The sequence below is a fragment of the Cupriavidus necator genome (assembly GCF_040578825.1).
Taxonomy (GTDB): Bacteria; Pseudomonadota; Gammaproteobacteria; order Burkholderiales; family Burkholderiaceae; genus Cupriavidus; species Cupriavidus necator_E.
In genome coordinates this window covers 1-20,413 of the sequence record NZ_JBEFLI010000099.1, presented here as the reverse complement: position 1 = coordinate 20,413, position 20,413 = coordinate 1, and the positions used below count along the sequence as shown (strand labels likewise).

Genomic DNA, 20,413 nt, shown 5'->3' with positions numbered 1-20,413 from the left:
ATCCGGCACAACCCCGCAACCACCGGCCAGCGCATCCGCCCAGCCCCCATCGACGCAAAATACAACGCCATCCCCAGCCCGAAGCCGCCAAACGCCGGCCCCACCCATGACAGCGCGCGCGCGGCGATGGCGGCCACTTCCGCATCGGTGGTGAACCAGCCGGCAAAGCGCACCGGCGCCAGCCCCACCGCGGCGCCCGCCGTGCCGGCGATCGCCAGCGCCAGCAACGCCCCTACCCACGCCGTGCGCCGCGCGGTGTGCCAGTCGCCCGCGCCTACCGCGCGGCCGACCAGCGCCGTCAGCGCCGAACCCACGCCAAATGCCAGCGGGATCATCAGGAATTCCAGCCGCGCCGAGATGCCGTAGGCCGCCACCGCCGCGGTGCCGTGATGGCGCAATTGCGCGGTCACCAGGATGGTGGTCAGGTTGCCCACCGCCGCCAGCGCGCAAGCCACCAGCCCCACCGACAGAATGCGCGCGAACAGCGCCCACGACGGGCGCACCCGCAGCACCGGCACGAAGCCCGCGCCGCCGCGCGCGACCACGACCGCCATCGCCAGCGCCGCCGCCCAGGACACCCCCGCCAGCGCCGCGCCGATGCCGGCCAGGCCCATGCCGGCGGGCTCTGCCAGCAGCCACGCCAGTGGCGGGAAGGCTACCCACATCAACACCAGCACGCGCGCGGCCAGCGCATGGCGGCCGCCGCCGCGCAGCACCGAAGCCAGCGTGTTGGCCAGCCACGCCGGTATGGCGCCGGCGCCGAACAGCCAGACCGCGTAGGTGGCGGCAGCCTCGGCCGCGGTGTCGCCGCCCACCGCGCCCAGCAAGCCGCGCGGAAAGGCGGCCAGCGCCACGGCGAACGCCAGCCCGGCGATCACCGCGATCAGCAGCGCATGCATCACCAGCGACGACGCTTCCTCGCGCTTGTTGGCGCCGAGCGCCCGGGCGATCGCCGCGACCACGCCGCCACCCATCGCCCCGGTCGACATCTGTTGCAGCAGCAGCGCAAACGGCAGCACCACCGCCCAGCCCGCCAGCGCCGCCGTGCCCTGGCGCGCGGCCAGCCACGTCTCGATCAGTTGCGCCACTGCCTGCAGCACCGCGATCAGCGCGGTCGGGCCGGCCAGTTTGCCGATGCGGCGCGCGAGTTCGGTGGCCGGCACCGCGTCTGGCGGCACCGCACCCGCCGGCAATACGCGGGTATCAGCCATGGCTGTCCTCCCCGTGCGCGCCGGCGGTTCCGGCATCGCCAAAACGCTGCCGCAGGAAGCGGCCGGCGCCGGGGCCGGGTGCCACGCGCAGGTCGTCCAGCGTAATTTCAGTGCCATCCGCGCGGGCCAGCGACGGCTGGGCGATTTCCTTGCCGGTGCGGCGGTCCTTCAGCAGCGTCAGCGGGCCTTTTTCATCGCTCATCCAGCGGTCGGCCCAGGCCTTCAGCGCGACATAGGCGGGGAAGAAGTCGCGGCCCTTGTCGGTGAGCTGGTAGACGTGGCGGCCGCCGCCGTCTGGCGTAACGCGCACCAGCAGCCCGTGCGCGACCAGCGTCTTCAGGCGCGCACTGAGGATATTGGGGGCGATGCCGAGGTTGCTTTCAAACTCGTCGAAGCGGGTGCTGCCGTAGAAGGCCTCGCGCAACACGAGGATGGCCCAGCGTTCGCCCAGTACCGCCATGGAGCGGGCGACGGGGCAGGGCATCGCGGTGAAATCGGTAGGGGGCATGGTCTTCGCCTTGGTGACGTCGGCTTGCTTTCAATTTGCAAGTTTGCTGGATCATAGCTTGCAAAATGAAAGCGTGCTGCGGACGCCGTGAAATGCTGTGCGGTCACCGACCGGTGTGCCGGCGCAGGCGCTCAGGCCGCGGTGTCCCGGAACACCTCTATCTTGCCGAGCTGTTCGCGCATGAATTCGATCAGCGCGCGCGACGCCATCGACGGATGCAGGTTGGGCGTGGTGATGATAAAGAGCCGGTTGCCCAGCCCTTCCAGGCGCCAGTCGGGCAATACCGGCACCAGCCGGCCGGCGCGGACTTCCTCCCAACCGATGTAGACCGGCAACAGGCCGATGCCGTGGCCCTCGCGCACGGCCCGGGCCAGGAACAGGAAGTTTTCGGACTGCAGCGTAGGCGTCAGCGCCACGTCGACGCGCTGGCCGTCGCGGTACAGCGACAGCGCGAACTGCCGCGGCGGGTAGGGCGGGCACAGGAACTGGCAGCCGGCGAGGTCCGGCGGTACGCGTACCGGCGGGATGTGAGCAAGATACTCGGGCGATGCATACAGTTGCCAGCGGATGTCGCAGATTTCACGCGCCACATGGTCCAGCGGCGGTGCCGATGTCACCTTCAGCGCCACGTCGATTTCCGCGGCGATCAGGTCGTTGACCCGGTTGGCAAAGAACACGCGCAGCGTAATGCCGGGGTGCATCCGCGCGAACCGCAGCAGCAGCGGCGCGAGATAGGCATCGCCCAGCCCCGTCGGCACGCTGACGCGCACATGGCCGCGCAGCGTCTTGCCCAGGCTGTCGATCTCGGCCTGCGCCGACGCCACCTCCTGCAGGATGCGCACGCCGTGCTGGTACAGCGCATGGCCGGGTTCGGTCAGCTCCAGCCGGCGCGTGGTCCGGCGCAGCAACTGGGCGCCGGACTGGTGCTCCAGCTCGCGCAACTGGCGGCTTACCTGCGAGCGCGTGACGCCGCGCCGCCGGCCCGCCTCGGCCAGGTTGCCGGCATCGACGATGTCGACAAAGGCCTGGATCAGGTTGAGGTCCATCCGGGATTGCCTGAAGAATTGTCACCTATGGCGCAACATTGTGATTCCGTTGCGCGTGATTGTCGATCCAGGTAAGCGCCGATACAGTGGCTAGCTGCCCCGCCGTGCGCGGAGGCGCGAATGCCCCGGCACAACGCACAGCAAAACAGGAGACAAGGGATGGCCACGGACCTCTGGTTTGAAGACCTGCATCGCACCGGCGACGAGCTGCTGGCGCGCGGCGCCCGACTGGCCGGCGGCCTGCGCACCCTCGGTGTGCAGGAGGGCGACGTGGTTGCGGTGCTGCTGCGCAACGACCCGGCCTATGCCGACGTGGTTCACGCCTGCCGCACCGCCGGCTGCTACTACTGCCCGATCAACTGGCATTTCACTGCCGAGGAAGTGCGCTTTCTGCTGACCGACAGCGGCGCGAAAGTGCTGCTGGTGCAGGCCGACCTGCTCGATGCCGTGCGCGACGCGGTGCCGGCCGGCATGACGGTGCTGTCCGTTGGCGGCAGCGCCGCGGGCGCCATCGAATACGAAAGCTGGCTCGCGCGACAGCCCGCGTACGACGGCCCGCGCGTGGCCCCGCGCGGCCATATGGCCTATACCTCCGGCACCACCGGCCGGCCCAAGGGCGTGGTGCGCGGCGCGGTGCCGCTGGACCAGCTCGAAGACCAGCTCGCGCGCATGCGTTCGGTGGTGCGGCAGAGCATCGGCATCGTGCCCGGCTGCCGGGCGCTGATGTCGGCGCCGCTGTACCACAGCGCGCCCGGGGTGTTTATCCAGAACGCGCTGCAGATGGCCGAGCGGCTGGTGATCACGCCGCGCTTCGATCCCGAGCAGGTGCTGGCGCTGGTGGAACAGCACCGCATCGACGTGATCTACCTGGTGCCGATCATGTATGTGCGCCTGCTCAAGCTGGCGCCCGAGCTGCGCGCAAAATACGATCTGTCGTCGCTGCGCTTCGTCGCCTCCACCGGCTCGCCGTGCGCGCCCGACGTCAAGCGTGCCATGCTGGACTGGTTTGGCCCGATCATCCACGAAACCTACGCCTCCAGCGAGGCGGGCATGATCACCGTGGCCACCCCGGCCGACGCCGCCGCGCGCCCCGGCACCGCCGGCAAGCCGGTCGATGCCGCGCAGCTTCGCATCCTCGACGAGAACGGCCGCCAGTGCGCGCCGGGCGAGGTCGGCCTGGTCTATGTGCGCCAGCCCGCCTATCCCGACTTCACCTACCGCAACAACGACGCCGCCCGCGCCGCGATCGATCGCGGCGGGCTGGTGACCCTTGGCGACATGGGCTATGTCGATGCCGACGGCTACCTGTTTATCTGCGACCGCGCCTCCGATATGGTGATCTCCGGCGGCGTCAACATCTACCCGGCCGAGATCGAACACGAGCTGGTGCGCTATCCCGGCGTGGCCGACTGCGTGGTGTTCGGCATTCCCGACGACGAGTACGGCGAGCGCCTGCTCGGCATGGTGCAGCCGATGCCCGGCGTGGAGATCCGCGAGGCCGAGGTGATCGACTGGCTGCGCCAGCGGCTCTCGGGCTTCAAGGTGCCGCGCAGCATCGTGATCGAGGCGCAGCTACCGCGCGACGAGACCGGCAAGCTCGCCAAGCGCCGGCTGCGTGACCGATACTGGGAAGGCCGCCAGCGCCGCGTGTGAACCCGCGGTGCGGCGGGCAGCGTGACAAGCACAACGACAAAGATATCGACAGGAGACGCGATGCACAGCAAACAAAGCGGACGGCGCGCCTGGCTCGCCGCGATGGCCGCCGGCGCGGGGTGTGCGCTGGCTTTCTGGGGCGGGGCGGCGCAGGCCGCTTACCCCGACCGGCCGCTCAAGCTGGTGGTGCCGTACACGCCGGGCGGTTCGACCGACCAGTTCGGGCGCGCGCTGGCCGAAGGCATGTCGCGGCAGCTCGGCCAGACCGTGGTGGTGGAAAACCGCCCGGGCGCGGCCACCATGATCGGCACCAACAGCGTGGCGCGCGCGCCTGCCGACGGCTACACCATGGTGCTGGCGACCAACGGCAGCATGGTGCTGAACCCGATGCTGTACAAGAAAATCACCTACGATCCGCCCAAGGATTTCAAGATCTTCACCCTTGGCGCCGAGGTGCCGCTGGTGGTGGTGACCAACGCGCAGGTGCCGGCCAGCAATATCCGCGAGTTCGCGTCGTATGCCAAGTCTGCCGGCGGCAAGCTCAACTATGCGTCGGTGGGGCTGGGCAATGCGCTGCAGCTTGCGACGGAGATGCTCAAGACCGAACTGGGCATCAGCGTCACGCACGTGCCGTACAACGGCAGCGCGCCGGCGCTGGCGGCGCTGCTGGCCAACGATGTGCAGCTGATGGTCGATGTGGTCAGCACCTCGCTGCCGCATATCAAGGCGGGCAAGCTCAAGGCGCTGGCGGTCACCGGCCGCACGCGGCTGGATGTGCTGCCCAATGTGCCGACGGTGGCGGAGAGCGGCTATCCCAACTTCCAGGCGTCGACCTGGTTCGGGCTGGCGGTGCCGGCACAGACGCCGGCCGATGCGGTGGCCAAACTGCAGGCCGCGGCCGCGCACGTGCTGAAGGATCCGCAGTTCCGTTCGACTTTCAATGCGCTGGGGCTGGTAGTGCTGCAGCCGCGCTCGCAGGCGGAGATCGACCGGTATATCGAGGCGGATCGGGAGCATTGGGGGAAGGTGATTCGGGCTAACAACATTACGCTGGATTGAGTGTGGGGCGCTGGGCGAGGGCGGGGGAATACCGAGCGCGTTACTTCGTTGAGGCTGCGGCCCTCTCCCCACCCCTCTCCCGCCCGCGGGAGAGGGGCCGGGGGAGCGGGCAGGCGCGTCCAGACCAACACCACCCACAACGACGCGCAGCGGCAAGTGCCGAAACCGCCGAGACGATCGGTTAAGCTGACGGTCGCCCCATAACAGCCGGCCGTCAGTGACGACATCGTCACTCACTGCACGGAACATCCCGGCCGGGGCGTGCTCCAACCCCGGTGCCCTTTCCCTGGGGTTTGTTTTTTCCCGGTTCATCCAGGAGTCCGATTTGAAATTTCCCGTTGCCGGGCTGGCGCTCGCCGGCCTGCTTGGCGCCGCGACTTGCGCCATCGCCGCACCTGCCTCCGCCCCCGCCGCCGCCAAGCCTGCATCTCCCTCCTCGGCCCCGTCGAACAACAGCGCCCTGGCGCCGCTCCTCGGCATGCTGGAAATCGGCAACCCGCTGCCGGCCCTGCCTGACTGCGCCGACAAGCGCTCACCCGACGGCCGCGACGTGACCGGTTTCTGTGTCGAACTGAAGGGCGATGGCCTGATGCGCCAGGTGGGCGTGCCGCGCGACAAGCGCCCGGCCTTTATGGATGGTTCCTACGTGGTGGCCTTTGTTGACCGCAATGCGCTGGTCGGCCTGATCGTGCCGACCGCCGGCGCCAATTCGCAGCAGGCCGCCGCCGACAGCGTCAGCGCGCTGTACGGCAAGCCGTTCCGGCAGGAACAGGTCGATATGCCCGGCAAGGGCGGCAAGACCGTCAAGACGCTGCACGCCGGCTGGATGCAGAGGCCGTTGACGGTGGAGCTGTACGCGATGCCGGAAGATCCCACCACCGGCACCATCGAGATGCTGCTGCCGCAGGCGCGCATGCTGATGGCCAACAAGGACGCCGAGATCGACCAGCAGCTCAACCCGAAGCCGGCCTCGGCGCCCGCGGCGAAGGGCGGCAAGTCGGCGGACAAGGCGGCCGCGAAGTCAGCCGAGAAGTCAGCCGAGAAGTCAGCCGACCAGGCCGCTGCCAAGCCGGCGCCCAAGCCGGTCAATCCGGGTAGCTGGTAACACGGGATCGCGCAAGCAACCGCGTCGTCGCCGCGTGCGCGGGGGCGACGCGCTCGGGCCGCTCAGTCCTCACAGCCCCTCCATCACCTTGTCCAGCCCCCGCACCACGCCGCGCACGGTGTGAACCTTGCGGATCGCCAGCAGCGCGCCGGCGACATAGGGCGTTGAGCCATCGCCGGCCTCGTGCTTCAGGTGCAGGCGCTGGCCCTCGGCGCCGAAGATCACCTCCACCCCGAGCTGGTAGCCCGGCAGTCGCACCGCATGGACCTGCGTGCCCGACATGGTGGCGCCGCGGGTTTCTTTCGGGCCGTTGACCTGGTCCACCGGCACCACCTGCGCGGCGGTCTTGACCTGGCCGAGCCGGTAGGCCAGCTCGCGCACCGTGCCGGACGGCACGTCGACCTTGCCGGCCTTGGCGTAGTCGATGATCTCCCAGTGCTCAAGGTGGCGCGCCGCCATCTCGGCAAACTTCTGCAGCAACACCACCGTGATGGCGAAATTGCCGCATGCGAGCACGCCGCGGTCGGCCTGGCGCGCGGCCGCGTCGATCTCGGCATAGTCCTCGTCGGTCAGGCCCGAGGTACCCACCACCACATGCGCGCCGTGCGCCAGCGCCTGCAGGATGTTGTGCTTGGCGATGGCGGGTTTGGTGTATTCGACATAGACGTCATAGGGCGTTTCGCCCAGCGTCTCGATGCTGGCGGCAGCCACGCCCGGGGTATCGGCATGGCCGGTCAGCTGCGCCAGCGCCTGCCCGGCGGCGCCGCGCGACAGGCCCGCCACCAGCATCATGTCGGGGGCGTGCGCCACGCCGCGCGCCAGCTCGCCGCCGGCCCAGCCGGTCACGCCGCCGACGGCGACACGGATCGGATTGTTCATATTGTGCTTCTCCGCAATGGCTTGATCGGGTCTGGCAGGATACCCCGTCAGCGGGCAGCGCGCCGGCGGTCGAGCTTGCGCGCCAGCACGATCGACGTGGTGGTGTGGTTGACGCCGTCAAGCATGCCGATCTCGTCCAGCAGCCGGTCGAGCCGGTCGTGCGTGTCGCAGCGGATTGCCACCAGGTAGTCCACCGGGCCGCTGACCGAATTGACTTCCTCGATCTCGGGCAGCCGCTGCAGCGCGCGCAGGATCGCCGGCGCCGCCTTGGGCTGCACCGACAGCCCGCAATAGGCCAGGATCGCGTTGTCTTCCATCTTCTGCCCCAGCCGCACGCCGTAGCCGGCGATCACGCCGCTGCGCTCCAGTCGGGCGATGCGCGCGACCACGGTGGTGCGGGCGATACCCAGGCGCCGGGCGAGGTTGGCGGCGCTTTCGCGCGCATTGGCCTGCAGCAGCGACAGCAGGTGGCGGTCGGTGGTGTCGAGATCGGTCATTTCGTCATTCCGGCGATAAGCGTCGTCGTTGCGTTCGATTATGGAGGGTTTTCGTTATTCTTGGTCCTTCATTCCGACTTGCGCCCTATCCATACTCCAGTCAACGGGACAACCTTTCTTGTGGACGGAGACACCATGCAAGCCTCGAACCTGGGCCGTCAGGCCCCGCGCGACCTGCCCAAGGCAACCCGCCCGCTGCACGTGACGGTGCTGGGCGCCGGCAAGATCGGCCGCACCATTGCGGCGATGCTGCACGACAGTGGCGACTACCGCGTCAGCGTGGTCGACCATGACGCACGCCGCCTCGACGGCCTGCCGCCCGGCGTGCTGGCACGTGCCGGCGACCCCACCGAACCGGGCACGTGCGCCGCGCTGCTGGCCGGCGCCGACGCCGTGCTTAACGCGCTGCCGTTCCATGCCGCACTCAGCGTGGCCTCGGTGGCGGCGCGCCTGGGCGTGCATTACTTCGACCTGACCGAGGACGTGGCCGCCACCCAGGCCATCCGCGCGCTGGCGCAGGGTGCGCGTTCGGTGTTGATGCCGCAATGCGGGCTGGCGCCGGGCTTTATCGGCGTGGTCGGGCACGACCTGGCGCAGCGTTTTCTGCGCGGTGGCGGCGAACTGCTGGATCTGCAGATGCGCGTGGGCGCGCTGCCGCGCTATCCCAGCAACGCGCTCAAGTACAACCTGACGTGGAGCACCGAGGGACTGATCAACGAGTACTGCAACCCGTGCGAGGCCATTGTTGACGGCCGCCGCGTCGAGCTGACCGCGCTGGAAGGGCTGGAAAGCTTCGCGCTGGACGGTATCGAATACGAAGCCTTTAATACATCAGGCGGCCTCGGCACGCTGCCCGAGACACTGGCCGGGCGCGCGCGCCATGTCGACTACAAGTCCATCCGCTATCCCGGCCACTGCGCGCTGATGAAGCTGCTGCTCAATGACCTCCGACTGCGCGAACGCCGCGAATGGCTGCGCGATATCTTTGATCGCGCCATACCGGTCACCGATCAGGACGTGGTGATCGTGTTCGCCACCGCCACCGGCTACCCGGCCGGCGGCGAACGCGGGCGCGGGCCGCTGACACAGGCTTCGTTCTCGGCCCGCATCGGCGGGGTGGATGGCAAGGGTGGCCATGTCAACGCGATCCAGCTCACCACCGCCGCGGGCATCTGCACCGCGCTCGACCAGGTGGCCACCGGCGCGCTGCCGCAGGCGGGCTTTGTGCGGCAGGAGCAGATGCCGCTCGACGCCTTCCTCGCCAACCGCTTCGGCCGCCACTACACGCAGCACCCGCTCCAGGAGACTCTCGTATGAAAGCGCAACAGTTCGCTGCCTGCTGGGATTCGATGGGCCTGCCACGGCCATGGCATGACGGCACGCCGGCCGGCACCGTGACGGTACGCTCGCCGGTGGATGGCGAGGCCATCGGCCATGTGCCCGCCTGCACGCCGGCGCAGGCCGACGCGCTGATCGCGCGCGCGCACGCGGCGCAGACGACCTGGGCGCTGCTGCCCGCGCCCGCGCGCGGCGAGATCGTGCGGCGTTTCGGCGAGGTGTTGCGCGAGCACAAGCCGGCGCTGGGCCGCATTGTGTCGCTGGAGACCGGCAAGATCCTGCAGGAGGGGATGGGCGAGGTGCAGGAGATGATCGATATCTGCGACTTCGCCGTCGGGCTGTCGCGCCAGTTGCACGGGTTGACCATCGCCTCGGAGCGCCCCCAGCACGCGATGCGCGAGACCTGGCACCCGTACGGGCTGTGCGGCGTGATCTCGGCCTTCAACTTCCCGGTGGCGGTGTGGGCGTGGAATGCGGCGCTGGCGCTGGTATGCGGCAACGGCGTGGTGTGGAAGCCTTCGGAAAAGGCCACGCTGAGCGCGCTGGCCGCGCAAGGGCTGCTGGAGCGCGTGCTGGCCGCGGCGGCGCCGCAGCATACCGGCATCTCGGTGGTGCTGGCCGGAGGACGGATGCTGGGCAACCACCTGGTGTCGCACCCGGCGGTGCGGCTGGTCAGCGCCACCGGCTCGACCCGCATGGGCCGCGACGTCGGCATCGCCTGCGCCGGGCACTTCAAGCGCAGCATCCTGGAACTCGGTGGCAACAATGCCGCCATCGTCGCGCCCTCCGCCGACATCGAACTGGCCGTGCGCGCGATCACCTTCGCGGCGGCCGGCACCGCCGGGCAGCGCTGCACCACGCTGCGCCGCTGCTTTATCCATGCCGACCTGATGGACACCATGGCGAGCCGGCTGATCACCGTGTTCGACCGGTTGCCGGTGGGCGACCCGCTGGAAGACGGCACGCTGGTCGGCCCGCTGATCGACAACGCCGCCGGCGAGGCCATGGCCAATGCGCTGGCCGCATGCCGCGCCATGGGCAATATCGTCACCGGCGGCGAACGGCTGCTGGCCGACCGCTTTCCGCATGCCTGGTACGTGCGCCCCGCGCTGGTGATGACCGACGCGCAGCACGACACCATGCTGACCGAAACCTTCGCGCCGATCCTGTACCTGATGCCGTACACCAGCTTCGATGAGGCCATCGCGCTGAATAATGCCGCCGCGCACGGGCTATCGTCGTGCATCTTCACCGAATCGCTGCGCGAGGCCGAGCGCTTCCTGTCATCGGCCGGCAGCGACTGCGGCATCGCCAACGTCAATATCGGCACCAGCGGCGCGGAGATCGGGGGTGCCTTTGGCGGCGAGAAGGCTACCGGTGGCGGCCGGGAGTCCGGTTCGGATGCGTGGAAGGGGTATATGCGCCGGGCGACCAACACGATCAACTATGGCGATTCGTTGCCATTGGCCCAGGGGATCCGCTTCGAGATCTGAGGCGTGACGCGCCCGCTCAGTAGGGAACGGTAACAAGCCTTACATGCGCTTGACGCCGTATTACGCCGCGAGCCCGTATAACGTCAGCAGGGCAGGGACATGCCCGTTCCGACCCTCAAGGTCCCCAAGGAAAAAACCATGAGAATGCTGACGATTGGACTGGCCGCTGCGGCGGCGTCGGTCACCCTGCTGGGCGGCTGCGCCGTCTATCCCACCCCCGCGGGCCCTGCGGTAGGCCCTGCGCCCGTGTATGTCGCCCCCGCGCCAGTGGTCGTCGCGCCCAGGCCGTACTACTACGGCGGCTATGGCTACTATGGCCGTGGCTATCGGCGCTGGTAATCGCCTGGCAGCGTTCGAGATGCCGGCGGTTGGCCGGATGTTGCAGGAGGATGCCGCAGCGTAGCGTGGATTGAAGCAACGGCAGGGAGCCCGGCAGCAGCGTTCAGTTGCCGCCTGCCGCGTCATTGGGCCGCGGGCTGAGTGGGTTCAGCCCGCCCCAGCTGGGCGTGAGCGTCTGGCCGATTTCATGCAGATCGACCAGGTCCAGCACGCGGCCGACCGTATGGTCGACCAGCTCGGCTATGCTCTGCGGCTTCTGGTAGAAGCCCGGCACCGGCGGGAATACGATCCCGCCCATTTCCGTCACCGCCGTCATATTGCGCAGATGCGCGAGGTTCAGCGGTGTTTCCCTGACCATCAGCACCAGCTTGCGCCGCTCCTTGAGCGTGACGTCGGCTGCGCGCGTGATCAGGTTGTCGGACAGGCCATGCGCGATGGCCGCCAGCGTGCGCATCGAGCAGGGCGCGACCACCATCGCGTGCGCGCGGAACGAGCCGCTGGCAATGGTGGCGCCGATATCGCGCACGTTGTGCACGACGCTGGCGAGCGCCTCCACCTCGGCACGGCTGATCTCCAGCTCGTGCTGCAGGTTCATCACGCCGGCCGGCGAAATCAGCAGATGCGTTTCCACCGACGGCGCCGCGCGCAGCACCTGCAGCAGGCGCACGCCGTAGATGGCGCCGGTGGCGCCCGTGATGGCGACGATCAGCCGTTGCGGTGTAACGGTACCCCGTTGCGGTGTAACGGTACCCCCGCCGCCGGTCACAGGCATGGCGGGGTTCAGCCCTTCAGCAGGGTCTGCAGTTCGCCGTTCTGGTACATCTCCATCATGATGTCCGAGCCGCCGATGAACTCGCCGTTCACGTAGAGCTGCGGGATGGTGGGCCAGTTGGCGTATTCCTTGATGCCCTGGCGGATGCCTTCGTCTTCGAGCACGTTGACCGTGGTCGGCGCGTCGACGCCGCAGGCCTTCAGGATCTGGATGGCGCGGCCCGAGAAGCCGCACATCGGGAACTGCGCGGTGCCCTTCATGAACAGGACCACCGGGTTGCCCTTGACGATCTGGTCAATCTTTTGCTGCACGTCGCTCATGGTTTGCTTTGCGGTTGGGCGATGCCGGTTCATGGGCGCCGCCGGGGGAGAATGGGATACCGTGCGGCCAGCCGCACGGCGCAGATCTGTGTTGTCGGCGATTTTACCGGAATCGCCGCGCCGCTTCAGGCTGGCGCCCCGGGCCAGCGTCCACCGCTGCAGCGTTCCTGGCCTGCCAGGTCGCGTGCGGTGAAGACTTCGGTAAAGCCGGCCGCCTCCAGCAGCGTGCGCGTCGCCTGCGCCTGGTCGAAGCCATGCTCCATCAGCAGCCAGCCGCCGGGCAGTAGCCGCGCGCCGGCGCCGCCGACGATGGCGCCCAGGTCTGCAAGGCCGTCTTCATGGTCGGTCAGTGCGTCGATCGGCTCGAAGCGCAGGTCGCCCTCTGCCAGGTGCGGATCACCCGCGGCGATATAAGGCGGGTTGCTGACGATCAGGTGAAAGCGCAGCTCCGGCGGCAGCGCCGCGTACCAGTCCGACACCAGGAAATGGATGCGTTCGGCGCCGAGTGCGCTGGCGTTGTCCTGTGCCACCATCAGCGCGCCGGGCGAGATATCGGTGGCCCACACCTGTGCGTCGCCACGCTCGCGCGCCAGTGTCACGGCCAGGATGCCAGAGCCTGTGCCGAGGTCCAGCACCAGCGGCTGCGGCACGTCGGCGAGCCGCGCCAGCGCCGCTTCGGCGGCGATCTCGGTGTCGGGACGGGGAATCAGCACATCGGGCGTGACGCGGAACTTGCGGCCGAAGAATTCGCGCTCGCCGATCAGGTAGGCCATCGGCTCGCCGGCCAGGCGCCGTGCCAGCAGCGTGGCAAAGGCATCGCGCTGGGCAAGACTGAGGGTATCGGTGTCGCACGTGATGAGCTGCGTGCGGCTCAGGCCGGTCACGTGCGTCAGCAGCATGCGCGCTTCCAGCGCGGGCAGGCCGGCCATCGCGGCCAGTGACTGCGCTTCGCGCAGCGTGGGCGTCGCCGGCAAGGTGGCTGTGTTTGGGAAGGACATCGACAGGTACGGACGGTTCTGTTGCCGGCCACAAAAAACCCCACCGGCGCAAGGCCTGGCGGGGCTTTGTGGCGGGACTTCCGGCTTGGCGCCAAGTGTACCGCCAGTTTGACGGCGGGTGCCTGAAGCCCCCGCCGCGACGATTACTTATTGACTGCGTCCTTGGCCTTTTCGGCGCTGGCGTTGACTGCGTCCTTGGCGGCCTGCTTGGCGTTGGCCATGGCCTGGCCAGCTTCTTCCTTGGCCTTCTCGGCGGCGACCGAAGCGCTGGAGGCGGCATCGCTGGCAGCGGCCTTGGCGGCGTCTGCGGCACTGCTGGCGGCAGCAGCGGCGTCGCTCGCGGCGGCCTTGGCGGATTCAGCCGCGCTTTGCATGGCGCTTTCGGCGCTGGAGGCGGCCGGGGCTTCTTCCTTCTTGCTGCAGGCGGCCATGGCCGCGGTGATTATCAACAGTGCGAGCAGCTTTTTCATGATTTCTTCCTTGGGTATGTTTTATCGGGAGGAGACTCACCCGGCACCATTCTCCGTTTGCCGGTCGAAATCGATTATAGACAGGGCCTATTGCGCTACTAGTGCTGTTTCAAGCATTTACAAGAAATACAACTATATCGGCGACTTTACGCAGTGTTGATGGTGGGACGGTTACAAGCGTGGTTTAAGCGTCCTCTCCCAGTGCCGCAAGCTGGTCGGCCTGGTGCTCGGCGGACAGCGCGGCCAGCAGCTCATCCAGGTCGCCGTCCATGATCATGTCGATCTTGTAGAGCGTCAGGTTGATGCGGTGATCGGTCACGCGACCCTGCGGGAAGTTGTAGGTGCGGATGCGGTCGCTGCGGTCGCCCGAGCCGATCAGGTTGCGCCGCGTGCTGGCTTCTTTGGCCTGCGCGGCGCGCGTCTGCATGTCCTTGATGCGCGCGGCCAGCACCTTCATCGCCTTGTCCTTGTTGCGGTGCTGGCTGCGGTCGTCCTGGCACTCGACCACGATGCCGGTGGGCAGGTGAGTCAGGCGTACCGCGGAGTCGGTCTTGTTGACGTGCTGGCCGCCGGCGCCCGAGGCGCGGAACGTGTCGATGCGCAGGTCGGCCGGGTTGATCTCGACTTCGCCGACTTCATCGGCTTCCGGCATCACTGCCACCGTGCAGGCCGAAGTGTGGATGCGCCCCTGCGCCTCGGTGGCCGGCACGCGCTGCACACGGTGGCCGCCGGACTCGAACTTCAGCCTGGAAAACGCCGCGTCGCCGGCAATCCGTACGATCACTTCCTTGTAGCCGCCCAGGTCCGACTCGGACTCGCTCATGACCTCCACCTGCCAGCGCTGGCGTTCGGCATAACGCGTGTACATGCGCAGCAGGTCGGCAGCGAACAGCGCGCTTTCCTCGCCGCCGGCGCCCGCGCGGATTTCCAGCAGCAGGTTGCGGTCGTCGTTGGGATCCTTTGGCAACAGCAGGCGCTGCAGGCTGGCTTCGAGCGATTCCAGCCGCTCGCGCGCGCTGGTGATTTCGTCGGCCGCGAAGTCTTTCATCTCCGGATCGTCCAGCAGCGCCTGCGCGGTGGCCAGGTCGTCCTGCGCCTGGCGGTATTCGCCGTACTGCTGCGCCACCGGCGACAGCTCGGCATGCTCGCGGCTGAGCTTGCGGTACTGGTCGATCTTGGCGGTCGCGTCTTCGCGCGCGAGCAGGGCGTTGACTTCGTCGAGTCGCTCGGCCAGTTGGTCGAGCTTGGCAAGCATGCTGGCTTTCATCGGGTGCGGACAGGAATGAGGGTGGGCCGGGCCGCTCGCGGCGTCGGGGGCGCTGCGGCGATGGCGTGACCGGCGCAATGGCGCGCGGGTCGGCTGGGCGAACGCGGCTAGCGCTCGGAGTGGCTGCTGTGGCGGAACAGGCCCGGCACCAGGCGCAGCAGCGCCTCGCGGTCCTCGCCCTGGGTGTGGTTCAGCGCGTGCGTCGGGCCGTGCAGGAACTTGCGGGTCAGCGCGCCGGACAGTGCTTCGAGCACGGCCTCGGGGTCGTCGCCGCGCGCCAGCATGCGGCGCGCGCGATCCAGTTCGGCCCGGCGGATGGCCTCGCCGCTGGTCTGCAGTTCGCGGATGACGGGCACCACGCTGCGGGTTTCCAGCCAGTGCATGAAGTTCTGCACCCGGCTTTCGATAATGGCTTCAGCCTGCGCCACGGCAGCCTGGCGCAGTGCATTGCCTTCACGCACGATCGCGCCAAGGTCGTCGACGGTGTACAGGAAGACATCGTCCAGGCGCGCGACTTCGGGCTCGACGTCGCGCGGCACGGCCAGGTCGACCATCATGATCGGGCGGTGCTTGCGGCGCTTGACCGCGCGCTCCACCGCGCCCAGGCCGATGATCGGCAGCGAGCTGGCGGTGCACGACACCACGATATCGAACTCATGCAAACGCTCGCCCAGATCCGTCAGGCGGATGGCGTTGGCGGTCAGGCCCTGGCCGGACAGCTGCTCGGCCAGCTTCTCGCCGCGCTCGACGGTGCGGTTGGCCACCACGATCTGGCGCGGTTGCTGCGCGGCGAAGTGCGTCGCGCACAGCTCGATCATTTCGCCGGCGCCGATAAACAGCACGCGCTGGGTCGAGACGCTTTCAAAGATCCGTTGCGCCAGCCGCACCGCGGCCGCGGCCATCGACACCGAATGCGCGCCGATTTCGGTCTGGCCGCGCACTTCCTTGGCCACCGCGAAGGTGCGCTGGAACAACTGGTTCAGGTAAGTGCCCAGCGAGCCGGCTTCGCCCGCGGTGCGCACGGCGTCCTTGAGCTGGCCGAGAATCTGGGTTTCGCCCAGCACCATCGAATCCAGCCCGCTGGCCACGCGGAAGGCATGGCGCACGGCTTCGGACTGCGGCAGCGCGTACAGGTGCGGTGCCAGTTCGCTGGCGGGCACGTTGTGATGCTGCGACAGCCACCGCAGCGTGTGCTCGAAACCTTCCTGGCCCGGCTTCAGGACGTCGGTGGCGCAGTAGATTTCGGTGCGGTTGCAGGTGGACAGGATGGCGGCTTCGGTGCCGCTGCGGCCGGACAGGTGCTCGCGCAGCGCGCCCAGGGCCGGTTTGATCTGCTCGAGCGGAAACGCCACCCGCTCGCGCAGCGAGACAGGTGCCGTCGTGTGATTGATGCCGATCGCGAGCAGTTGCATTGGTAGGGGACAGGTGCGGCCCGGAGCGTGGCCGGACCGGATGCCATTATACCGCCGGGATCGCTCATTGCAGGGGCGCCACCGTGCGGCATGGCACGGGCCGCCGATTGCAGTATCGTTACGCCGCAGCCCGTTATGGCTGTGATCCGTACAACACTGGAGAAGGGAATGCTGGGCACCTTGATCGTGGGTTTGCTGGTGGGGCTGGCGGCGCGCCGGCTGCATCCGGCGGGACGCGTGGTGACGCTGCCGGCCGCGCTGGCGCTGGGCGCGGCGGGTGCCGCGGCCGCTTTCTATGCCGGCCGGGCGCTGCACCTGTTTATCGACGGGCAGCTCAGCAGCTGGCTGGCGGTAATCGCCGGCTCGGCGCTGCTGGTCGGCCTCTGGGGCACGGTCCGGCCGCGCGGGCGGTAAAAACAGAACTGACTCCGTGGTCGGAAATCTGCGCGCTATTTGATGCAGATCAGGTGGGCGCAAGCCTTCCGTATCACGCCCTTGCGGCGAGCAGGCGCCGGAGCACGCTGCTTGAATAGTGGCTGGCCACATCCTTCAGGAATGCCGGGAAATCTACGTGGGCGGTATCGTCGGCACGGTCCGAGACGGTCCGCATCACGGCATACGGCACGCCGTACTCGTGGCACACCTGCGCCACCGCGGCGCCTTCCATTTCCACCGCCAGCAGGCCGGGCAGCCGCTCGCGCAGCTCCGCCACCGCGACAGGCGAGCCGATGAACTGGTCGCCGCTGGCGATCATCCCCTTGTGCAAGGCCGGCGCTGACACGCCAAAGCGGGCCAGGACATCGCCGGGGACCTCGGTGGGCAGGTCGAGCCGCAGGAAGTCCGTCGCGGCGGCCTCCAGCTCGGCGGTCAGCGCCGGGTCGGCCGGGAACTCGGCACGGTGCAGCAGCGGCACTTCATGGCGGCCGAAGAACGGGCGGGCGTCCAGGTCATGCTGGAGGGTGCGGTCGGCGATCACGATATCGCCCACATTGGTCTGCGCGCCGATGCCACCGGCCAGGCCGGTAAAGACGATCTGCGTCGCGCCGAATTCGCGGATCAGCGTGACCGTGGTTGCCGACGCCGCCACCTTGCCCATGCGCGCCAGTACCAGCACGCACGGCTGCCCGTACAGGTGGCCGGCGTAGTAGTCGCGCATGCCGACGGTGCGCAGCGTGGCGCGGCTGTCGTCATGGCGCATGGCGGCCACCAGGCCATCGACTTCATCGTGGATGGCGGCAAGGATTCCGAGGGTCATGGGGCGGGGCGGCGAAAGGAAAGCCACAGCATACCGGCCACTTGCAGCGTGGCAAAGGGCGGTGTGCTGAGGCGCACCAACCCCCCGCTACAGAACAGGTGCCGCCCCGGCGCCGCTTTGCTACAGTCCAACGACAATCCCAGTACGCAAGGGCGACCATGCAAGTCACTACCGTGGCAAACGGCGAACGGCGCGCCATCCGCCGGGCACTGGCCGACTGGCGCGCGCTGGGCCGGCTCGGGCCCGCCGGCGTGGCCGGCCCGTGGGCGCGCACCGAACCGGCCGCCGCCGACTGGCGCCGCTGGCTCGACCAGGCCTTGATGGCACTGGGGACCGCCTTGCTGTGCGCCGGCGTGATCGTCTTCTTTGCCTTTAACTGGCAGGATCTCCACAAGTTCTCCAAGTTCGGCCTGCTGGCCGCCGCGATCAGCTTGCTGGCGGGCTTTGCCTGGCTGCGTCAGGCAGATGGCAGGCCAGTCGACAAGGCGGGGCAGGCCGCGCTGGGCGGCGCGCAGGTGCTCGCCGGCGTGCTGCTGGCGGTGATCGGGCAGACCTACCAGACCGGCGCCGACGCCTGGCAGCTGTTCGCGCTGTGGGCGCTGCTGGCGGTGCCGTGGGCCCTGGCCGCGCGCGCGGCGCCGCACTGGTGGCTGGTGATCGCGGTGGGCAACCTGGCGCTGATGCGCTACTTCAGTATCCGTTTCGGCGTGGACGGGATCTTTGCGCTGCTGTTCGATGCGCGCTTCGTGCGCACCGCCACGCTGTGGCTGCTGGGCGCGGTGATGGTGCAGATGGCGCTTTGGCAGCTGCTAAGCGCCAGGGCCACATGGCTAGGTTTTCGCGGCCAGACCGGCGCGCGCATGCTGGCCGTGCTCGCCTGCACGCATGCCGGCTGGCTGGGGCTGTCCAGCCTGATCGGCAGCAGCTTTGACGGCGCTTCGTTCGTGCTGGCGCTGGTGGTGCTGGCCGCGCTGGTCTGGTGGTACCGCCAGCGCGCCTTCGATATCGTGGTGCTGAGCCTGGCCTGCCTGACGGGCATCGTGCTGGCGGTGGCCGCGCTCGGCAAGGTGCTGTTCGAGGGCAAGGCTGACTTCGACGCCTTCCTGCTGCTCGGGCTGGTGACGCTCGGCCTGGCGGCCGGCGCCGCGGCCTGGCTGATGCGGGCTTATCGATCGCAACTGGAGCAGGCATGAACACGGCGCTGCAGACCGAACAGCGGCTCTGGCAGGAACTGGCCGCACGCGGCGAAGTCCAGGGCGAGCCGCCGCAGCACACGCACACGCCCTGGGCGGTGCGCTGCCTGATGGGCGCGGCCGGCTGGCTCGGCGCCTTGTTCTTCCAGCTCTTCCTGGTCGGCACGGTCTTCGTTGCGGCGCGCGAGAACGCGACGGCGATGGTGGTGACCGGCCTCGCCATGATCGCGCTGGCCGCGCTGTTGTACTGGCGGCGCAGCGGCATTGCGGCCGGGCAGTTTGCGCTGGCCGTGAGCCTCAGTGGCCAGGGCCTGGCCGTCTACGGCATCACGCAGGCGCTCAGCTTCACACGGGTGACCGAATCAGCGGGCTACTGGATGGGCCTGGCGCTGTTCGAAGCCGCGCTGGCGCTGCTGGTGCCTAACCGTTTGCATCGGCTGTTGTCCGGGCTGGGTGTGTGGATCGGGCTCGCCGGTGCGGTGCATATCCTGCTGTCGGGCGGCGCCCGGCATGAATGGCTGATGCTGACGTGGTCGCTCGGCTGGCTGGTGCCGATCGCTTGCGCGCTGGTAACCGCCTTCACGCTGGCCGAAGCGCGCCTGTGCGCGGCGGACCGGCATACGGTGCTGGAGCCGCTGGCCGATGCCACGCTGCTGTTTGCGCTGGCCGTCGCGCTGGTGGTGACCGGGATGAGCCATCCGCTCGCCTGGCTCGCCGGTCCCAATGCTGCGCAGCTTTCCGCGGCACACTGGATCGCGGGCGGACTGGCCACGCTGGTGCTGGCGGGGTTTGCGCTGGCGGAATGCCGGCGGCTGGCGGTCGCCCCTGCGATGCAGGCCGCCGTGCTGGCCGGGGTGCTTGCGTTCGGCGCGCTGATGGCTGCCGCGCCGGCGGTCGTGGCGGGTGTGCTCGCGCTCGGCCTGGCGCTGCGCCGGGCTTCGATGCCGTGGCTGGGGCTGGGCGTTGCCACCATCGCCATCGGCTTTGTCTGGTACTACACGGCGCTGCACTGGACGCTGCTGGCCAAGTCCGCCACGCTGGCCGCCGCCGGCGTGCTGCTGCTGGCTGGCCGCTACTGGCTGCTGCGCAGCCGCACCGGCAGGGAGTTCGCATGAGCATCCGTACCAAGGGCTGGATCGTGATCGCCTGGGCCCTGACGCTGGGGCTTGCCGCTACCGGCATCGCCGGCAAGGAGCGCCTGCTGGCGCGCGGCGACACCGTCTATCTCAAGCTCGCCCCGGTCGACCCGCGCTCGCTGATGCAAGGCGACTATATGGCGCTGAACTTCGACATCGGCAACCAGATTCGCGGGGCACAGACGCAGGACAACCGGCCGCCCCGCGACGGCGTTGCCGTCATCCGCCGCGATGCCCAAGGCGTGGCCAGCTTCGTGCGCGTGCACCACGGCGAGGCGCTTGCCGCGGGAGAGCAACGGCTGCGCTACCAGATCGCGCGCTCGCGCTGGGGCGGTACGCAGGTGCAGGTGTCGACGGATGCGTATTTCTTCCAGGAGGGGCATGGGGAGCGGTTCGCGAAGGCGGAGTTTGGGGAGTTCCGCGTGGGGAAGGACGGGCAAGCGCTGTTGGTGGGGTTGCGGG

At 68.8% G+C, this 20,413-nt stretch carries 22 protein-coding genes; 10 read left to right on the top strand and 12 right to left on the bottom strand.

All coding sequences use genetic code 11. The features are described 5' to 3' along the window. The 3 genes from AB1I47_RS30735 to AB1I47_RS30725 all read right to left on the bottom strand — a co-directional run. Positions 1–1,211: MATE family efflux transporter (locus AB1I47_RS30735; RefSeq protein ID WP_354687446.1), on the bottom strand; the 1,211-nt coding region annotated here is incomplete at its 3' end. Next, positions 1,204–1,719, bottom strand: coding sequence for a winged helix-turn-helix transcriptional regulator (locus tag AB1I47_RS30730; protein ID WP_354687445.1), 516 nt, complete (start codon positions 1,717–1,719; stop codon positions 1,204–1,206). The genes AB1I47_RS30735 and AB1I47_RS30730, both read right to left, overlap by 8 nt. A 131-nt stretch (positions 1,720–1,850) precedes the next feature. Then, the gene (locus tag AB1I47_RS30725) at positions 1,851–2,765 is read right to left on the bottom strand and encodes a LysR family transcriptional regulator (RefSeq protein ID WP_354687444.1); all 915 of its coding nucleotides are present in this window, start codon (positions 2,763–2,765) and stop codon (positions 1,851–1,853) included. A 120-nt stretch (positions 2,766–2,885) separates the two neighbouring features. Between AB1I47_RS30725 and AB1I47_RS30720 the strand changes: the two genes are divergently transcribed. The 3 genes from AB1I47_RS30720 to AB1I47_RS30710 all read left to right on the top strand — a co-directional run bounded on the left by AB1I47_RS30720 (position 2,886) and on the right by AB1I47_RS30710 (position 6,582). Further along, positions 2,886–4,418, top strand: coding sequence for an acyl-CoA synthetase (locus AB1I47_RS30720; RefSeq protein ID WP_354687443.1), 1,533 nt, complete (start codon positions 2,886–2,888; stop codon positions 4,416–4,418). 60 nt (positions 4,419–4,478) lie between these two features. Further along, complete coding sequence (locus tag AB1I47_RS30715) at positions 4,479–5,477, top strand: Bug family tripartite tricarboxylate transporter substrate binding protein (RefSeq protein ID WP_354687442.1); 999 nt, start codon at positions 4,479–4,481, stop codon at positions 5,475–5,477. A gap of 325 nt (positions 5,478–5,802) precedes the next feature. After that, positions 5,803–6,582: a hypothetical protein gene (locus tag AB1I47_RS30710; protein ID WP_354687441.1), complete on the top strand. Its 780-nt coding sequence runs from the start codon at positions 5,803–5,805 to the stop codon at positions 6,580–6,582. 69 nt (positions 6,583–6,651) lie between these two features. Here AB1I47_RS30710 and dapB read toward each other — a convergent pair whose 3' ends face one another. After that, positions 6,652–7,461, bottom strand: a complete 810-nt coding sequence (gene dapB / locus AB1I47_RS30705; RefSeq protein ID WP_354687440.1) for a 4-hydroxy-tetrahydrodipicolinate reductase — start codon at positions 7,459–7,461, stop codon at positions 6,652–6,654. Between the two features lie 47 nt (positions 7,462–7,508). Next, entirely contained in the window at positions 7,509–7,958 is a 450-nt protein-coding gene (locus AB1I47_RS30700) for an Lrp/AsnC family transcriptional regulator (protein ID WP_354687439.1), read from the bottom strand. Between the two features lie 135 nt (positions 7,959–8,093). Here AB1I47_RS30700 and AB1I47_RS30695 point away from each other — a divergent pair, with 135 nt between their 5' ends. The 3 genes from AB1I47_RS30695 (at position 8,094) to AB1I47_RS30685 (ending at position 11,128) form a co-directional block, all read left to right on the top strand. Next, positions 8,094–9,275, top strand: coding sequence for a saccharopine dehydrogenase family protein (locus AB1I47_RS30695; protein ID WP_354687438.1), 1,182 nt, complete (start codon positions 8,094–8,096; stop codon positions 9,273–9,275). Continuing rightward, positions 9,272–10,789 (top strand): L-piperidine-6-carboxylate dehydrogenase, encoded by a 1,518-nt coding sequence (gene amaB, locus AB1I47_RS30690; RefSeq protein ID WP_354687437.1) that lies wholly within the window; start codon positions 9,272–9,274, stop codon positions 10,787–10,789. Before AB1I47_RS30695 ends, amaB begins: the two co-directional genes overlap by 4 nt. A 144-nt stretch (positions 10,790–10,933) precedes the next feature. After that, complete coding sequence (locus AB1I47_RS30685; RefSeq protein WP_029048349.1) at positions 10,934–11,128, top strand: hypothetical protein; 195 nt, start codon at positions 10,934–10,936, stop codon at positions 11,126–11,128. Between the two features lie 103 nt (positions 11,129–11,231). Here the strand turns inward: AB1I47_RS30685 and AB1I47_RS30680 are convergent, their stop codons facing one another. The 6 genes from AB1I47_RS30680 to hemA form a co-directional block, all read right to left on the bottom strand. Next, a complete protein-coding gene (locus tag AB1I47_RS30680; protein WP_354687436.1) occupies positions 11,232–11,900 on the bottom strand; it encodes a UbiX family flavin prenyltransferase in 669 nt (222 codons plus the stop codon). An 8-nt stretch (positions 11,901–11,908) separates the two neighbouring features. Beyond that, a complete protein-coding gene (grxD, locus tag AB1I47_RS30675; RefSeq protein WP_354687435.1) occupies positions 11,909–12,220 on the bottom strand; it encodes a Grx4 family monothiol glutaredoxin in 312 nt (103 codons plus the stop codon). Positions 12,221–12,345: 125 nt separating this feature from the next. Further along, positions 12,346–13,218 (bottom strand): peptide chain release factor N(5)-glutamine methyltransferase, encoded by an 873-nt coding sequence (gene prmC / locus AB1I47_RS30670; RefSeq protein ID WP_354687434.1) that lies wholly within the window; start codon positions 13,216–13,218, stop codon positions 12,346–12,348. A gap of 143 nt (positions 13,219–13,361) precedes the next feature. After that, complete coding sequence (locus AB1I47_RS30665; RefSeq protein ID WP_354687433.1) at positions 13,362–13,688, bottom strand: hypothetical protein; 327 nt, start codon at positions 13,686–13,688, stop codon at positions 13,362–13,364. A gap of 184 nt (positions 13,689–13,872) precedes the next feature. Further along, positions 13,873–14,955, bottom strand: a complete 1,083-nt coding sequence (prfA, locus tag AB1I47_RS30660) for a peptide chain release factor 1 (RefSeq protein WP_354687432.1) — start codon at positions 14,953–14,955, stop codon at positions 13,873–13,875. A gap of 107 nt (positions 14,956–15,062) precedes the next feature. After that, positions 15,063–16,367 (bottom strand): glutamyl-tRNA reductase, encoded by a 1,305-nt coding sequence (gene hemA, locus AB1I47_RS30655; protein WP_354687431.1) that lies wholly within the window; start codon positions 16,365–16,367, stop codon positions 15,063–15,065. A 168-nt stretch (positions 16,368–16,535) separates the two neighbouring features. Between hemA and AB1I47_RS30650 the strand changes: the two genes are divergently transcribed. Continuing rightward, positions 16,536–16,781, top strand: coding sequence for a hypothetical protein (locus AB1I47_RS30650; RefSeq protein ID WP_354687430.1), 246 nt, complete (start codon positions 16,536–16,538; stop codon positions 16,779–16,781). A gap of 73 nt (positions 16,782–16,854) precedes the next feature. Here the strand turns inward: AB1I47_RS30650 and AB1I47_RS30645 are convergent, their stop codons facing one another. Continuing rightward, entirely contained in the window at positions 16,855–17,622 is a 768-nt protein-coding gene (locus AB1I47_RS30645) for a 5'-methylthioadenosine/adenosylhomocysteine nucleosidase (RefSeq protein ID WP_354687429.1), read from the bottom strand. 158 nt (positions 17,623–17,780) lie between these two features. Between AB1I47_RS30645 and AB1I47_RS30640 the strand changes: the two genes are divergently transcribed. From AB1I47_RS30640 to AB1I47_RS30630, 3 genes are all read left to right on the top strand, one after another. Next, positions 17,781–18,815, top strand: coding sequence for a DUF2157 domain-containing protein (locus AB1I47_RS30640; protein ID WP_354687428.1), 1,035 nt, complete (start codon positions 17,781–17,783; stop codon positions 18,813–18,815). Continuing rightward, complete coding sequence (locus tag AB1I47_RS30635) at positions 18,812–19,930, top strand: DUF4401 domain-containing protein (protein ID WP_354687427.1); 1,119 nt, start codon at positions 18,812–18,814, stop codon at positions 19,928–19,930. Before AB1I47_RS30640 ends, AB1I47_RS30635 begins: the two co-directional genes overlap by 4 nt. Beyond that, positions 19,927–20,413, top strand: a 487-nt coding sequence (locus tag AB1I47_RS30630) for a GDYXXLXY domain-containing protein (RefSeq protein WP_354687426.1), incomplete at its 3' end; no start/stop codon positions are given. The genes AB1I47_RS30635 and AB1I47_RS30630, both read left to right, overlap by 4 nt.